The sequence below is a fragment of the Gemmobacter aquatilis genome (genome assembly GCF_900110025.1).
GTDB lineage: Bacteria > Pseudomonadota > Alphaproteobacteria > Rhodobacterales > Rhodobacteraceae > Gemmobacter > Gemmobacter aquatilis.
This window is the reverse complement of sequence record NZ_FOCE01000003.1, coordinates 131,996-148,438: the sequence shown is the minus strand read 5'-3', so window position 1 is coordinate 148,438 and position 16,443 is coordinate 131,996. Positions and strand designations below refer to the sequence as shown.

11 protein-coding genes are annotated in these 16,443 nt (G+C 68.4%); 4 read left to right on the top strand and 7 right to left on the bottom strand.

Going from position 1 to position 16,443, the window contains the following annotated elements; genetic code table 11:
* The first annotated feature begins 61 nt into the window (after window positions 1-61).
* Window positions 62-3,379, top strand: coding sequence for a calcium-binding protein (locus tag BMX43_RS07565; RefSeq protein WP_139201546.1), 3,318 nt, complete (start codon window positions 62-64; stop codon window positions 3,377-3,379).
* Window positions 3,380-3,383: 4 nt separating this feature from the next.
* Here BMX43_RS07565 and BMX43_RS07560 read toward each other — a convergent pair whose 3' ends face one another.
* From BMX43_RS07560 to BMX43_RS07545, 4 genes are all read right to left on the bottom strand, one after another.
* On the bottom strand, window positions 3,384-5,375 hold the full coding sequence (locus BMX43_RS07560; RefSeq protein ID WP_091299569.1) for a M10 family metallopeptidase C-terminal domain-containing protein: 1,992 nt from the start codon (window positions 5,373-5,375) through the stop codon (window positions 3,384-3,386).
* Window positions 5,376-5,510: 135 nt separating this feature from the next.
* Window positions 5,511-8,702: an efflux RND transporter permease subunit gene (locus tag BMX43_RS07555; RefSeq protein WP_091299566.1), complete on the bottom strand. Its 3,192-nt coding sequence runs from the start codon at window positions 8,700-8,702 to the stop codon at window positions 5,511-5,513.
* On the bottom strand, window positions 8,699-9,682 hold the full coding sequence (locus tag BMX43_RS07550; RefSeq protein WP_091299564.1) for an efflux RND transporter periplasmic adaptor subunit: 984 nt from the start codon (window positions 9,680-9,682) through the stop codon (window positions 8,699-8,701). The genes BMX43_RS07555 and BMX43_RS07550 overlap by 4 nt, the downstream gene beginning before the upstream one ends.
* A 100-nt stretch (window positions 9,683-9,782) precedes the next feature.
* Entirely contained in the window at window positions 9,783-10,568 is a 786-nt protein-coding gene (locus BMX43_RS07545; protein ID WP_091300169.1) for an alpha/beta hydrolase, read from the bottom strand.
* Window positions 10,569-10,759: 191 nt separating this feature from the next.
* On the opposite strand from BMX43_RS07545, the gene BMX43_RS07540 reads away from it, so the two are divergent.
* From BMX43_RS07540 to BMX43_RS07530, 3 genes are read left to right on the top strand one after another with little or no spacing between them, the layout of a single operon-like run.
* The gene (locus tag BMX43_RS07540; protein ID WP_091299560.1) at window positions 10,760-12,010 is read left to right on the top strand and encodes an efflux RND transporter periplasmic adaptor subunit; all 1,251 of its coding nucleotides are present in this window, start codon (window positions 10,760-10,762) and stop codon (window positions 12,008-12,010) included.
* 3 nt (window positions 12,011-12,013) lie between these two features.
* Complete coding sequence (locus tag BMX43_RS07535) at window positions 12,014-12,712, top strand: ABC transporter ATP-binding protein (RefSeq protein ID WP_091299556.1); 699 nt, start codon at window positions 12,014-12,016, stop codon at window positions 12,710-12,712.
* Complete coding sequence (locus BMX43_RS07530) at window positions 12,712-13,917, top strand: ABC transporter permease (RefSeq protein ID WP_091299553.1); 1,206 nt, start codon at window positions 12,712-12,714, stop codon at window positions 13,915-13,917. The genes BMX43_RS07535 and BMX43_RS07530 overlap by 1 nt, the downstream gene beginning before the upstream one ends.
* A gap of 285 nt (window positions 13,918-14,202) precedes the next feature.
* Here BMX43_RS07530 and phoB read toward each other — a convergent pair whose 3' ends face one another.
* The 3 genes from phoB to pstB are packed head-to-tail and all read right to left on the bottom strand — an operon-like array spanning window position 14,203 to window position 16,441.
* Window positions 14,203-14,895: a phosphate regulon transcriptional regulator PhoB gene (gene phoB, locus BMX43_RS07525; RefSeq protein WP_091299549.1), complete on the bottom strand. Its 693-nt coding sequence runs from the start codon at window positions 14,893-14,895 to the stop codon at window positions 14,203-14,205.
* A gap of 3 nt (window positions 14,896-14,898) precedes the next feature.
* Window positions 14,899-15,630 (bottom strand): phosphate signaling complex protein PhoU, encoded by a 732-nt coding sequence (phoU, locus tag BMX43_RS07520; RefSeq protein ID WP_091300165.1) that lies wholly within the window; start codon window positions 15,628-15,630, stop codon window positions 14,899-14,901.
* 13 nt (window positions 15,631-15,643) lie between these two features.
* Window positions 15,644-16,441 (bottom strand): phosphate ABC transporter ATP-binding protein PstB, encoded by a 798-nt coding sequence (gene pstB, locus BMX43_RS07515; RefSeq protein WP_091299546.1) that lies wholly within the window; start codon window positions 16,439-16,441, stop codon window positions 15,644-15,646.
* Window positions 16,442-16,443 lie beyond the last annotated feature (2 nt).

The following is a 16,443-nucleotide window of genomic DNA, read 5'->3' as shown; positions in this document are numbered from 1 at the left end:
GCAAAGCACGCGCGCCGATCCTGAACCCGGGTGACATTGGGTATCTTGGGGGATCGGGGTTGTGGGCTTCGAGGTCTTGGGGACGTTTCGGGGGGCCGCCGGGCAGATGCTGGCGGGCATTACCGATATCTGCACGCGCGTCGTGGGGGGCGTGGTGCAGGTGTATACGGCGACGCGGGCCGGGGGGGGGCTGGTGGCGCTTGAGCTTGAGGGCGACGGCGACGGGCTGGCGCTGATCGACCAGCAGGGGATCGCGGCGGGGGCGGTGCTGTCGGCGCCGGGGCGCGTGGCGGTGCTGGAGCTGGACCGGGGGCCGGTGCTGATCTGGACCGGGGGCTGGGCGAGCAGCCCGGGCGGTTACGCGCTGGACGATCAGGGGCGGATCGGCGCGGTGGTGACGCTGGGCGGCGGGCCGTCGGGGGTGATGACGGCGCAGGCGGTGGCGACGGTGGGCGGCACGCAGTTCGTGCTGCTGGCCCCGGCCTCGGGCGGGGTGGTGCAGGTCTGGCGCGTTGACGAGGCGGGGCGGATGGCGCTGGCCGATGATCTGCTGCTGGGCAGCGCCGGGCAGGGCTTTGACGTGGCGGCGCTGGAGGTGGTGCGGCTGGGCGGCGCGTCTTTCGTGCTGGCGCTTTCGGCGGCGGAGGATGCGCTGACGGTGGGCCGCTTGCGAGGCGATGGCGGGCTGGAGGTGACGGCGAAGATCGGCGCCTCGGGCGGGTTGGGGATCGCGGCGCCTTCGGCGCTGGAGGTGGTGCAGGTGCAGGGCCTGACCTGGGTGCTGGTGGCGGGGGCGGGGTCATCCTCGATCTCGGTGCTGGCGCTGGATGACAAGGGCGGGCTGCGGCTGACCGACCATGTGATCGACACGCTGGACACGCGGTTTCAGGGCATCAGCGCGCTGGCAACGGCGGTGGTGGGGGATCGGGTCTTCGTCTTTGCGGCGGGGGGCGATCAGGGGGTGCAGGCCTTTGTGCTGATGCCCGACGGGCGGCTGGTGGCGGCGGGGCTGCAACTGGCCACCGGGGCGCTGGCGCTGGACAATGTCACCGCGCTGGAAGCGGTGGTGCGCGGCGGGCGGATCGAGCTGATCCTGGGCTGCGAGGGGGAAGGCGTGATCCGCCTGCGCTATGACCCGGGCGACCCGGCGCCGCAGATCACCGGGCGCAGCAGCGATGACACGCTGGCGGGCGATGCGCGCGATGATCTGATCGCCGGGTGGGGCGGCAATGACAGCATCGACGGCGGCGCGGGGGCGGACATCCTGTTCGACGGCAGCGGCGCCGATACGCTGCGCGGCGGGCTGGGCGCCGATGTGTTCGTGCTGGCGGGTGATCAGGAAACCGATGTGATTCTGGATTTTGAGCTGGGCAAGGACCGGCTGGATCTGTCGGGCTGGGGGCGGATCTATGCGGTGGAGGTGCTGCCGATGGCAGAGCGAAGCGGCTGTGTGGTGATCCGCTGGGGCGACGAGGCGCTGTATGTCTATACGGCGGACGGGCGCAATATCGACCCGGATGTGTTCCAGTCGGCGGATTTCTTCGGGCTGTGGCATGTGGTGGCGCCTGCGGTGGAGGCGGGTCGGCAGGTGGAGGGCACGCCGCAGCGCGAGACGCAAAGCGGCGGCAGTGGCGACGATACGCTGCTGGGATCGGCGGGCGACGATCTGCTGGAGGGCGGCGGCGGCTTCGACATGGTGGATTATGGCGCGGCGACCGGGCGGGTGGTGGCCGATCTGGCGGAGCCTGCGGCCAATGCCGGGCTGGCGGCGGGGGATCGCTATGACGGGATCGAGGGGCTGGCGGGCGGGCGCTTTGGCGACGCGCTGCGCGGCGACGCGGGGGCGAACCGGCTGGAGGGGCGGGGTGGCGGCGATGGGCTGGCGGGGCGGGGCGGCGATGATCGGTTGGACGGCGGCGCGGGGGACGACAGGCTGCTGGGTGGCGCGGGGGCAGATAGGCTGATTGGGGGCACGGGGCGCGATTGGGCCAGCTATGCGCAGGCAAGCGGGCGGGTGGAGGTGGATCTGGCGCAGGGGTTGGGGCTGGCGGGTGAGGCTTTGGGCGACCGGCTGAGCGGGATCGAGGCGGTGCAGGGCAGCCGGTTCCGCGATCTGCTGCGCGGCGATGCGGGCGACAACGGTCTGGCGGGCGGCGGCGGGGCCGACCGGCTGGAGGGCAGCGATGGCGATGACCGGCTGAGCGGCGGCAGCGGCGGCGATGTATTGCAGGGCGGCAATGGCGACGACCTGCTGCTGGGCGGCGCGGGGCGCGATTGGGCCTCGTATGAGGGGCGGGTGGGGGTGCGGGTCGATCTGGCGCTGGCGGGCGTGCAGGACACCGGCGGGCGGGGTGTGGATACGCTGGTTTCGATCGAGAACCTGCTGGGGGGATGGCAGGGCGATACCTTGCTGGGCGATGCGGGGGCGAACCGGATCAACGGCGGCGAGGGGGATGACCGGCTGGGCGGGCGCGGCGGGCGCGATGTGCTGGAGGGCGGGCTGGGCGATGATGTGATCGCGGGCGGCGCGGGGTTCGACATGGTGCTGTTTCGCGGCACGGTGGCGGTGCGGGTCGATCTGGCGCTGCACGGGGCGCAGCAGACGGGCTGGGGCCGCGATGTGCTGGGCGGCATCGAGGGGGTGGTGGCGGGGGCTGGCGCGGATGTGCTGGCGGGATCGGCGCTGGGCAACCGGCTGAAGGGCCGGGCGGGGGCGGACCGGCTGGAGGGGCGCGCGGGCGACGACACGCTGGCGGGGGGGCGCGACGATGACCGGCTGATCGGCGGGATGGGCGACGACCGGCTGGTCGGCGGCAAGGGGTTTGATACGGTGGTCTATGGCGGGGACCGGGCGCTCACGCTGTCGCTGTCGATCCTTGGGCCGCAGGATACGCCGTTCGGGGCGGATGTGCTGCGCGGGATCGAGGCGATTGAAAGCGGCGGCGGCAATGACCGGCTGGCGGGCAATGCAGGGGCCAACCGGCTGGCGGGCGGCGGTGGCAATGATGCGCTGCGCGGGGGTGGCGGGGCGGATACGCTGCGCGGCGATGCCGGGGCGGATTTGCTGGTGGGCGGGTCTGGCGCGGATGTGCTGGTGGGCGGGGCGGGGGAGGATACGCTGTTTGGCGGGGCGGGGGCGGATCTGTTCGTGTTTGACGGCGGGCGCGACCGGATCGGCGATTTCGGCGCGGGCGATCGCATCGCGCTGGACGATGCGGTGCTGCGCCAGATCGCCGGGATGGATGCGGCGGGGATCGTGGCGCGCTGGGGCGTCGATCTGGGCGGGCAGGTGGCGCTGGATTTCGGCGCGGCGGGGCGGCTGGTGATCGAGGATATCGCGAGCCTCGCCGAACTGGCGGCGGGGATCGCGATCTTCTAGGGCGTCAGATCAGCAGCAGGTCATCGGCCAGCGCCGCAATGTCGGTAAAGCCCGACAGGATAAGGCGGATGCCGGGGGCGAAGGTGAAGACGGTATCGCCCGACACAACGGCGGCGCGGGCCAGAAGCTCTTCGGCGGTGGTGGTGCCGCCGGGGAACAGGGCGGTGCTGAAGACCAGACTGTCTTCATCATCGGTGAAATCGAGCACCACATCGGCGCCTGCGGCAAAGACGAAGGCATCCCGGCCAAGGCCGCCCGACAGCGTATCGGCCCCCGCGCCGCCGAGCAGCCAGTCGTTGCCGCCGCGCCCGACCAGCAGGTCGCGCCCGGCGACCCCATCCAGCACATTGGCGGCGCCGTTGCCGCCCAGCCCGTCATTGAAGGCGCTGCCGGTCAGGTTCTCGACGCCGGTGAGGCGGTCCTGGCCCGCGCCGGTGGATTGGGCGGTGGTCAGCGCCAGATCGACGATCACGCCCCGGGTGGCGGTGGCGAAGCTGGCGGTATCGCGCCCGGCGCCGCCCTTGAGCAGATCGTTGCCCAGCCCGCCCGCCAGCGTATCGGCGCCTGCGCCGCCGATCAGCCAGTCGCTGCCCGCCGCACCGTCGAGCATGTTGGCGGCGGCATTGCCCAGCACGGTATCGGCGCCAGCGCCTGCGATGACATCCTCGATCACCGTGCCGCGCGCGATGGTCAGGTTGCTGAGGTAGCCGCCGATGGAGGAGAAGGTTTCGGCCAGCAGCGAGATCACCTGCGGGCCACGGCTGGGGCTGAGGTCCAGCAGGTCATGGCCGCCGGTATCATACAGGGTCAGCACCATGTTTTCGCCCTGATAGACGGCGGGATCGGCGGGCGCCTCGGCGAAGATCTGGGCGAACATGGCGCCGAGATAGCCATCCACGTTGCTGTTCGCCCCATAGGTGGTATCGCCCGCGTGGGTGGTGACATCGCTGCCGTACAGGTCCTGAATGGCCAGGATGTCGGCGGGCATGACGGTGGCGAGGAAGCCGAAATCGGCCTCGATGTTCGGATTCTCGCCCTGGAAGAAATAGGACATGATCGAGTTGGTGACCGAGTCATTGGCGTAATGGGCATCTGTGGGGAAACTGGCGGTGGTGTTGTAGTTTCCGGCATGGCCGAGGCCGAGCGCGTGGCCGATCTCGTGGATATAGGTCTGCAGCCAGTAGCTGTTGAGCGACAGGTCCGACGCGTCCCAGTTCCTGGCGATGTTCACATAGGAATAGAGGATGCGGGTTCCGGCCACGTCGGAATAGGCATAGGCGCCGGAATCGCGGTTGTCGAAGCTGATGTCGGCGCCGTGGGCGGCTTCGGTCACCAGCCCCATGTAATAGGTGCCGCTGCCCGAGGTGGCGCTTTCGGCAGAGAGGTAATAGGTGCCGGTTTCGGCGGCGGTGAAGGACAGGAAGCTGTTCAGATCGCCGCGGCTGCGGTCATCGCTGGTGGCGATCACCGCGCCCGTGGCATCGTGCAGCGCCAGCAGCGGATCGGCCAGCGCATCGGCATCCTCGGCGCTTTCCAGCAGGATGCGGTAGGTCTGGCCCTTTTGCAGCGTGACCTTGATCCAATCGGCATCGCCGGTGCTGTCGATCTCGCCGGAAAACACGCCGTTCACCGGAAGGGTGGCGGTGGTGGCGGTGCCGGTGGCGGCATCGGTGGTTTCGGCGATCACGGTCGGATCGTCGCCGGTGTAAGCGGTGAAGGTGATGCCGGTGACATCGGTCCAGGCTTGCAGGGCGGCGGTGGCGATGGCGCGTTCGGCCTGCGACAGCGGGCCGAAATCGACGGTCAGCGTATCGCCGTTTTCCACCGCGAAGGCGCGCATGTCGCGGCCGGTATAGGCCCAATACCCTTCGGTCAACTGTCTGGCGATCTGGCCCAGCGAGTAGACGGGCAGGGCGGCACCCGTGCCTGCCCCGGTGTGCAGATCGCTGGCGGCGGCAAGATCATCGGGGCGCAGGGCTGAGCAGAGGGTGCACATGGGACGCGGAACCTGAACAGGGGGACTGCCTGATGGCTAGCATTGCGCGGCACAACTGGAAAGGGTGCAGGGCCTTGCGGGGCAAAGGCAAAGGGCGGGCCCATGGCCCGCCCTTTGCCGCAGCGCGGTTGCGGTTCAGGTCTTGAACACGCGGTAGATCGCCGGGATCACCAGCACGGTGAGCAGGGTAGAGCTGAGCAGCCCGAACAGCAGCGAAATGGCGAGGCCCTGGAAGATCGGGTCGGCCAGAATCACCACCGCGCCGATCATCGCCGCGACGGCGGTCAGCAGGATCGGCTTGAAGCGGATCGCCCCGGCCTCGATCAGCAGTTCCACCGGGCCGTGATCGCTGGGCGTGTGGCGGATGAAATCCACCAGCAGGATCGAGTTGCGCACGATGATCCCGGCCAGCGCGATGAAGCCGATCATCGAGGTGGCCGAGAAGGGCGCGTCGAAGATCCAGTGCCCCAGCATGATGCCGAGGAAGGTGAGCGGGATCGGCGTCAGGATCACCAGCGGCAGGCGGAAGCTGCCGAATTGCGCCACGACAAGGATGTAGATGCCCAGCAGGGCCACGCCGAAGGCGGCGCCCATGTCGCGGAAGGTGACGAAGGTCACCTCCCATTCGCCATCCCAGAGCAGGGTGACGGCGGATTCATCCTCGGGCTGGCCATGGAAGGCGATGGTGGGTTTCTGGCCTTCGGGCCAGTCCATTTGTTCGATCTGGTCGGCCACGGCGAACATGCCATACAGCGGCGCCTCGAAGGCCCCGGCCAGTTCGGCGGTGACCATTTCGGCGGCGCGGCCATTGTGGCGGAAGATCGGGAAGGAGGCCTTTTCGGCGGCGACCTGCACCACATCGCCCAGTTCCACCACGCCGCGCGCGCCGGGCAGGACATTGGCGGGAATGGGGGTGGAGAGGAAGCGTTCATCCAGCACGCGGTCGGATTTCGGGCGCTGGATCAGGATGGGCAGCGCCTGCCGCCCGTCACCGCGATGCGAATAGCCGACGGTCTGCCCGGCATTGAGCAGGGCCAGCGTGTCGAACACATCGGATTCCTGCACCGAGAAGAACTCCAGATCATCGGTGGAGATGGTGGCGCGCAGGCGGTTGGCCTGTTCGCCGAAACTGTCATCGACATCGACGATATAGGGGATCTGGCTGAATGCCTGCCGGATCTTGGTGGCGGCCTCGCGGCGGATTTCGGGGGTGGGGCCGTACACCTCGGCCAGAAGGGTGGCCATGACCGGGGGGCCGGGCGGCGGTTCGACGGTTTTCAGCACGGTGCCTGCGGGCAGGGGCAGGGCGGCAAGGCGCTGGCGGATATCCAGCGCGATGTCATGGCTGGCGCGGTCGCGGTCGGCCTTGGGGGCGAGCATGATCTGCACCTCGCCCATATGCGGTTCGGAGCGCATATAGGCGTGGCGCACGAGGCCGTTGAAGTTGAACGGCGCCGCCGCCCCGGCATGGGTTTCGACCGACAGAACCTCGGGCAGGCCCATGACGATGCGCGCCACATCCTGCGCCACGCGGTCGGTGGCTTCGTGGCTGGCGCCCTCGGCCAGATCAATGGTGACCGAGAGTTCCGACTTGTTGTCGAAGGGCAGCAGTTTGACGGTGACGTGCTTTGTATACAGCAGCCCCAGCGAGCCGAAGGAGAGGGCAGCGGTGACCAGAAGGAAGGTCAGGCTGCGGCGCTTGGTGGCCAGAAGCGGGCGGGCCACGCGGGCGAAACCGGCGCCCAGCCTGCCGCCGGGCATGGTGCCGGGGGCATCATGGGCATGGGCGGGGGCCTTGCCCGCGATTTTCAGCATCAGCCAGGGGGTGATGATCACCGCGACGAAGAAGGAAAAGATCATCGCCGCCGAGGCATTGGCCGGGATCGGCGACATGTAGGGGCCCATCATGCCCGACACGAACAGCATGGGCAGCAGGGCTGCGACCACGGTCAGCGTGGCGACGATGGTGGGGTTACCCACCTCGGCCACGGCGTCGATGGCGGCCTGCATCCGGCTGCGCTTGGCATCCAGCGCCCAGTGGCGGGCGATATTCTCGATCACCACGATGGCGTCATCGACCAGGATGCCGATGGAGAAGATCAGCGCGAACAGCGAGACGCGGTTGAGCGTATAGCCCATGACCCAGGAGGCGAAGAGCGTGAGCAGGATGGTGACCGGGATCACGATCGCCACCACGATGGATTCGCGCCAGCCGATCGCCAGCAGCACCAGCCCGATGATCGAGATGGTGGCGAGGCCAAGGTGGAACAGCAGCTCGTTGGCCTTTTCATTGGCGGTTTCGCCATAGTCGCGGGTGACGGTGACCTTGATGCCTTCGGGGATCAGCCGACCTTCGAGGCTTTCGACCTTGTGCAGGATCGCCTCGGCCACCACCACGGCATTGGCGCCGGCGCGTTTGGCGACGGCCAGCGTGACGGCGGGGGCGCGGTTGAGCGTGCCGTCTTCGGCGCGGGTGATGTGCGAGACGATGGTGTCAGAGGTGTTGCCGGTATAGCTGACCTCGGCCACATCGGCGACATAGACGGGGCGGCCGTCGCGGGTGGTCAGCAGCAAGTTTGCCACCTCGGCCGGGGCGGTGAGGGTTTCCCCGGCGACCAGCGCGATTTCCTGCCCGCCGTGGCGCAGCTTGCCGGTGTTGAGCGAGCGGTTGGCGTCCTGCACCTTGCCCGCAAGCTGTTGCAGGGTCACGCCATAGAGCGCCAGCCGGTCGGGATCGGGGGCGATGCGGATCGCCTCGGTCGCCTCGCCCACCAGATAGGTGAGGCCGACATCGGCGGTCTTGGCGACCTCGGACCGCAATTCGCGGGCGATGCGGGTCAGATCGGCGGGGGAAACCTCGGTCCCGGGTTCGGGCGAAAGAGTGAGCGAGACGATGGCCACGTCATCAATGCCGCGCCCGACGATGAGGGGTTCGGGGATGCCGACCGGGATCTGGTCGAGATTGGCGTTGATCTTTTCGTGCACGCGCAGGATGGCCGCATCGGCAGAGGTGCCGGTGAGGAAGCGCGCGGTGACCATGGCGCCGTCATCCTGCGTCTGGGAATAGACGTGATCGACGCCGTTGATCGCCTTGACGATGGTTTCCAAGGGTTCGGTGACCAGTTTCACCCCGTCTTCGGCCTTCAAGCCCTGTGCGGTGATCAGAATGTCGATCATCGGCACGGAAATCTGCGGCTCTTCCTCGCGCGGGAGCGAGATCAGCGCCACGAGGCCCATCGCCAATGCGGCAAGGATGAACAGCGGCGTCAGCGCCGAGGAAATGAAGCTGCGGGTCAGCCCGCCGGCAATGCCCAGCTTTTCGCTCATTGCGCGGCCCCCAGATCATCGCCGGGTTGCAGGCCCGACAGGATTTCGACCATGGCCACGCCGTCAAGTTCCATTCGCGCGCCGGGCACGACGAGGCGGGCGGTATCACCTTCCGGCCCTTTGACGGTGACGAAATCAAGGCCGGAGCGGGTGGAGATGGCGCTTGCAGGCACCAGAAGGGCCTGACGGGTGGCAACGGGCAGGCGGACGACGACGCGGGCGTTGACGAAGGCATCCGGCAGGTCGGGCACGGTGACATCGGCCACGACGCGGCCATTTTCGATGGCGGGATAGATGCGCTCCAGCGTGCCAGACACCTCGCCCCCCGGCATTTCGACCGGGATGGTGGCGCCCTGTTCAAGGTGGGTGGCATGGCGTTCGGGCACGGCGAGGCGCAGGAAGAAGCCACCGCCGCCCACGGTGGCCACGGTTTCGCCCGGCATCACCACGCCGCCCATGGCTTGCGGCACATCCAGCACCCGCCCGGTGATCGGGGCGAGGATGGCACCTTCGGCGGTTTGCTGTTCCAGCACGCGGCGCTGGGCGGTTTGCGCGGCGATCTGGCCGGTCAGCACATCGGCCTGCGTGCGCAGGGCATCGACGGATTGCTTGGTGGCGACGCCGCGCGCCAGCAGATCCTCGCCGCGTTTCAGTTCGGTCTGGGCATTGGTCAGCGAGGAGGTGAGGGCCGCGATCTGGGCATCAACCGCCGAAAGCTGGAAGGCCAGCTTGTCATCGACGATGCGGCCCAGTTCCTGCCCGGCCTGCACGCTGTCACCTTCCGACACCGACAACGCGATCAGTGTGCCGCCGATGCGGGCGCGGGCGGGCAGGGTATCGCGCGCCTCGATCCGGCCATAGACCGGCTTCCAGTCGCGGATTTCGGTATAGGCCAGCGGTTCAGCGGCCAAAGGGGCGGCCAGCGGTGCGGCAAGGATCGCCGCAAGGACAGAGGCGGAAAGCAGGGAGCGCAGCGGCATGGGACCCTCATTCATTCACATTCATAATTTGGAATATAATAAAGCGGGCGATCTGGCAACAGGGCAGGGCGGAAAATCTGCCGCCCGATCTGCCTTTGCGTCAGATGCCGTCGAAACAGGCGGCGCAGAGTGGTGAGGCGGGATCGGCCAGCCCGTCGATCACATCGAAATGGTGGCGACCGGGGGCGACGGTCCACGGGCAGCCCCACGCTTCCGAAAGGGCGCGGGCCTGCCACAGAAAGGCGGGGCGTTCCTGCCCGCCGACCCAGATATGGGCGGATGTGCCGGGGCGCAGGGCGTGCAGCGCCGGGCTTTCGGCGCGGGCGTCCTGCGGGGTCAGGCCCAGCGTGTCGTTCATCCGGCTGTGCAGCAGCGGCGTCAGATCGGCCAGGGGCGAGATCGGCACGACGCGGGCGGGTTGTATGGCAAGCGACAGATCGGTGCAGCCCATGCGGGCGGCCAGATGCCCGCCGGCGGAATGGCCGGTGACGACCAGCGGCAGGCCGGGCATTTGCGCGCTGGCGGTGGCAAGGGCGTGGGCGATTTCCTGCGTCATGGCCGGGATCGTTGCGGCGGGGGCCAGTGTATAGGAGGGCATGGCGCAGGCCCAGCCGCGCGCCAGTGCCCCGGCGGCCAGATGCGACCAGCTTTCGCGCCCGAAGGCCATCCAGTAGCCGCCATGGACGAAGACCAGCAGCCCGCGCGGTTGGGTTTCGGGCAGGAACAGGTCGAACCGCTGGCGGTCTTGCGGGCCATAGGGCAGGGCAAGCCGGGCGCAGGGGCCAAGGGCGGCGCGAAAGGCGCGCGCGGCGGCCTCCCACCGGGGTGGATAGCTGTCGGCCCCGGCGATGAAGGCGCCATTGGCATAGGCGCGGTCGTGGTCCATGGTCATGGCGGTATCGGGCGCGGGCCCGGCCTTTGGCTGCGGCAATGGGTGGCAGCATGGGCGGGGTTTTGGTCATGGGCAAATCATTTCTGCGCCTTATGGTGACGGAAACCCGCGCTGGTTGCGTAGAATTCGACAGAGGCGGCAGAGGGCGCGGCATTCAACCCGGTGCCGCAGGACAGGAGCAGGGCATGGCGGATCAGGCCGAAGCGATGAAGAAACTGCTGGCGGGGGCTGCCCCGAAGCGCGGGCGCCGCTGGGTGATCGCCGCGCTGGGCCTTGTGCTGGTGGCGGGGCTGGGCCTGTGGCTGTGGCTGGGCGGGCAGGACAGCGCGGTCAGCTATACGACCGAGGCGGTGGAGCGGGGCGATCTGGTGGTGATTGTCACGGCCACCGGCACGGTGCAGCCGACGACCGAGGTCGAGGTGTCGTCCGAACTGTCGGGCACGCTGGCCTCGGTAGAGGTGGATTACAACGACGCGGTGGCGGTGGGGCAGGTTCTGGCGCAGCTGGATACGACCAAGCTGCAGGCGCAGGTCGCCAATGCCGAAGCGTCTTTGGCCGGGGCGAAGGCGCGGGTGGCGCAGGCGCAGGCCACGGTGCAGGAAACGGCGGCGGAATATCGGCGCGCGGTGGAGCTGGACCGGCGCGGCATCACCAGCCAGACCAGCCTTGATACGGCGTCGGCGACGGATGCGCGGGCCAGGGCGGCGCTGCAAAGCGCCGAGGCCGATCTGACGCTGGCCGAGGCCAATCTTTCGCTGCAGCGCGCCGATCTGGAAACCGCCACGATCCGCTCGCCCATCCGTGGCATCGTGCTGGACCGGGCGGCGGAACCGGGGCAGATCGTCGCCTCGTCGCTGTCGGCGCCGGTGCTGTTCACGCTGGCCGAGGATCTGAGCCGGATGGAATTGCAGGTGGATATTGACGAGGCCGATATCGGGCAGGTGGTGGTGGGCAATCAGGCGGACTTCACGGTCGAGGCCTATCAGGGCCGCAAGTTCCCCGCCGAAATCACCCAGTTGCGCTATGCCCCCGAGGAAACCGACGGGGTGGTGACCTACAAGGGCGTGCTGCGGGTCGACAACTCGGAAGGCCTGCTGCGCCCCGGCATGACGGCGACGGCGGATATTACCGTGAAGCGGGTTGAGGCGGCGTTGAGCGTGCCCAATGCCGCGCTGCGCTATACGCCGCCGCAGACGGCGGCCAGCACCTCGGGATCGCGGTCCGGCAGCGGGCTGTTGGGGATGCTGATGCCCCGCGCGCCTGCGGGGGCGCAATCGTCGGGCAGCGCGGGCAGCAGCGTCTGGGTGCTGCGCGGCGGCGTGCCGGTGGAAGTGCCGGTGGTGGCAGGCGACAGCGACGGCAAGCGCACCGAGTTGCGCGAGGGCGAGATTGCCGAGGGCGATCTGGTGATCACCGATCAGACCGGGGCGGAGTGAGCGATGGATGCGCCGCTGATCGAATTCCGCAACGTCTCGCGCATTTACGGCGAGGGCGAGGCCGAGGTGCGGGCGCTGGACGGGGTGAGCCTGACGATTGCCGAGGGCGAGTTCGTGGCGATCATGGGGCCGTCCGGGTCGGGCAAATCCACCGCGATGAACATCATCGGCTGTCTGGATCGGCCGAGCGCGGGCGACTATCTGTTCAACGGGGTGGAGGTGGGGCAGGTGTCGCAGGATGCCCGCGCGCTGCTGCGGCGCCACTATCTGGGCTTCGTGTTTCAGGGGTTCAACCTGCTGTCGCGCACCTCGGCGCTGGAAAATGTCGAATTGCCGATGATCTACAAGGGTTTGCCCCGGGCAGAACGGCTGGTGCGGGCGCGGGCGGCGCTGGAAAAGGTGGGACTGGCCGGGCGCGAGGCGCATCAACCTTCGCAACTGTCGGGCGGCCAGCAGCAGCGCGTGGCCATCGCCCGTGCGCTGGCGGGCGATCCGCTGGTCATTCTGGCGGACGAGCCGACGGGCAACCTCGACACCCACCGCTCGCGCGAGATCATGGAGTTGCTGGTGGCGCTGAACCGCGAGGGGATCACCATCGTGATGGTGACGCATGAGGAAGACATGGCCGAATTCGCCACACGGCTGATCGTGTTTGTCGATGGGCGCGTGTCGAAAGATGAACGCAAGGCGGGGGCGGCCTGATGCTGTGGGAAACCATCCGGCTGGCGGTGCAGGCGATCCGGCGCAATGTGATGCGGTCCTTGCTGACCGTGCTGGGCGTGGTGATCGGCGTGGCGGCGGTGATCGCCATGGTCACGGTGGGGCAGGGCTCATCGGCGCAGGTGACGGCGCAGGTGGAAAGCCTGGGCACCAACCTGCTGATCCTGCGGCCCGGCAAGCAGAGCATGGGGCCGGGCACGCGGGAGGCGGCACCCGCCTTCCGGCTGACCGATGTGGCGGCGATCAAGGCGCTGCCGGTGGTCGAAGTCGCGGCGCCGGTCGTTTCCACCAGCCAGACGGTGGTGGCGGGCAACCTGAACGTCGCCACCACGGTCACCGGCACCAGCGCCGATTACCTGAGCCTCGGCGGCTGGACCCTGCGCAAGGGCCGCGCCTTCACGGAATCAGAGGAACGCGGCGGATCGGCGGTCTGCCTGCTGGGCGAGACGGTGCGGCAGAAGATCTTCGGCAATACCGACCCCACGGGCGAGACGCTGCGGGTGAAGAACGTCTCTTGCACGGTGATCGGGCTGCTGGGGGCCAAGGGCGCCTCCAGCTTCGGGCAGGATCAGGATGATGTGGTGATGATGCCGGTGCGCGCGGTGCAGCGGCGGCTGGCCGGATCGCAGGATGTGAACAGCGTCTCGATCGGGCTGCGCAATGGCGTGTCCACCACCCGCGGCGTGGCAGAGATCGAAAGCCTGATGCGCGAACGCCGCCGCATCGCGCCGGGGGCGGAACAGGATTTTCAGGTGACCGACCTGAAACAGATCGCGGCCACCCTGTCGGGGATCAGCACGATCCTGACCGGGATGCTCAGTTCCGTCGCGGCGGTCAGCCTGCTGGTGGGCGGCATCGGCATCATGAACATCATGCTGGTCTCGGTGACCGAACGCACCCGCGAGATCGGCATCCGCCTGTCGGTGGGGGCCACCTCCGGGCAGGTGCTGACGCAGTTTCTGGTCGAGGCGGTGGTGCTGTCGCTGGCGGGCGGCGTGCTGGGGATCGTGGTCGGGCTGGCGCTGGCGGCGCTGGCCTCGGGGTTCATGTCGATCCCCTTTGCCCCCTCACCCGCCGTGGTGGCACTGGCCTTCCTGTTCTCGGCGGTGGTGGGGGTGATCTTCGGTTATTTCCCGGCCCGACGCGCCGCCCGGCTGGACCCGATCGAGGCGCTGCGCCACCAGTGACCCCTGCCCGGGCGGCGCGCCCTGTGGCCGCTGTCGCGGGGGGCTGTCTGCCCCCCGACGCGCTGCGCGCGCCTCCCCCCGAGGATATTTCCGAACAGAAAATGCACGGCGTGTCTGCCCTTCATTTTCTGTTTTCAAATATCCTCGGGGGCGCCGCGCCGCAGGCGGGGCGGCGGGGGCAGACAGCCCCCGGCGACGACAGGATCGGGAAAGGCTGGGGGGATCGGGAACTGCCGCCGGGGCGGGGTGCCGATCCTTCGCAGAAGGATCGGGCGGCCTTGCGGTTCAGCCGAGCGCGTAGCCCGCGCCGCGCACGGTGCGCAGCGGGTCGTCGCCGCCGAACTGGCACAGCGCCTTGCGCAACCGACCGATATGCACATCGACCGTGCGGGTATCGACATAGATGTCGCGGCCCCAGACCCGGTCCAGCAGCGCCTCACGGCTCCACACCCGGCCCGGTTTTTCCATGAAGGTGGTCAGCAGCCGGAACTCGGTCGGGCCGAGTTTCAGCACATTGTTGGCGCGGTAGACGCGGTGGGTTTCCGGGTCCAGCCGGATGTCGCTGAATTCCAGCACCACGCCTGCGGTCGAGGGGCGCACGCGGCGCAGTTGCGCGCGGGCGCGGGCCATCAGTTCCAGCACGGAATAGGGTTTGACCACATAGTCATCCGCGCCGGTTTCCAGCCCGCGCACCCGGTCCACCTCTTCCGCCCGCGCCGACAGCAGGATGATCGGGATGCCCCGGGTTTCCGGGCGCATCTTCAGGCGGCGGCAGACCTCGATCCCCGAGAGGTTGGGCATCATCCAGTCGAGGATGATGATGTCGGGTGCGGCCTCGTCGATCAGCATCAACGCCTCTTCGCCGTCGCCTGCGGTGGTGACGGCGAAGCCCTCGGCCTCAAGGTTATAGGCAAGCACCTCGCGCTGCGCGGGTTCGTCTTCCACCAGCAGCACGGTCGGCTGTTCCTGCGAGGCCATGGGTCAGGCCCCGGTGCCGGTGGTGGAGGCGGCGGCAAGGGCGGTGACGCCGGAATCCTTCGGGCGGTCATCCTCGGGCAGTTTGCCTTCCACCAGATAGACCACCTGTTCGGCGATGCCGGTCGCATGGTCGCCGACGCGTTCGATGTTCTTGGCGATGAAATGCAGGTGCATGCAGGGGGTGATGTTGCGCGGGTCTTCCAGCATATGGGTCAGGAATTCGCGGAACAGCGCGTTATACATCTGGTCCACCTCGCGGTCGCGCAGGCGCACGTCGGCGGCGACGCTGGCATCGCGCTGGATATAGGCGTCCAGCGCGTCTTTCAGCATCAGCACCACCGCCTTGGTCATGCGGCGGATCGAGCCGGTGGCGCCTTCGATCGGCGTCATCTGGGCCAGCAGGGTGCCGCGCTTGGCGAGGTTCTTGGCGTAATCGCCGCAGCGTTCCAGATTGCCCGCGATGCGCATCACCGTCAGCACGGTGCGCAGATCCGAGGCGGTGGGGCTGCGCAGGGCGATCAGCCGGGCGCATTCGGTATGGATCTGTTCTTCCAGCGCGTCGATGGCCTTGTCACCGGCGCGCACGCGCTGCGCCAGTTCCTCGTCGCGGGTGTCGAGCGCCTGGGCGGCATCCAGCATGGCGGCCTCGACCAGGCCGCCCATCTTCATCACCAGCGCCTGCACGCCTTCCAGATCGCGGTCGAAGGACGAAACGATGTGCTTGTCGGTATTCATCATCATCTTCTCCTCAGCCGATCCGGCCGGTGATGTAGGATTCGGTGCGCGGGTCGCGCGGATTGGTGAAGATCTGGCCGGTTTCGCCATATTCGACGAGATGGCCAAGGTGGAAGAAGGCAGTGCGCTGCGAGACGCGGGCGGCCTGCTGCATGGAGTGGGTGACGATCACCACCGAGAAATGCGCGCGCAGCTCGTCGATCAGTTCTTCGACCTGGGCGGTGGCGATGGGATCGAGCGCCGAGCAGGGTTCGTCCATCAGCAGCACCTCGGGCGAGGTGGCGATGGCGCGGGCGATGCAGAGGCGCTGCTGCTGGCCGCCCGACAGGCCGGTGCCGGGGGATTGCAGGCGGTCCTTCACCTCGTTCCACAGGGCGGCTTTCTTCAGCGCGGTTTCCACCACCTCGTCCAGCTCGCTGCGCGAGCGGGTCAGGCCATGGATGCGCGGGCCGTAAGCCACGTTTTCATAGATCGACTTGGGGAAGGGGTTGGGCTTCTGGAACACCATGCCGATGCGGGCGCGCAGGACCACCGGGTCCACCCGCTTGTCATAGATGTCTTCGCCGTCCAGCTTGATCTCGCCCAGCACGCGGGCCGAGGCCACGGTGTCGTTCATGCGGTTCAGGCAGCGCAGGAAGGTGGATTTGCCGCAGCCCGAGGGGCCGATGAAGGCGGTCACGGTCCCTGCGAGGATATCGACATCGACATCCTTCAGGGCGTGGTTTTCGCCGTAATAGACCTGCACGCCACGGGCGGTGATCTTGGTCGTGTTGGCGGACACGTCACGGTCCAGAATACGCATGTCGTTCATGG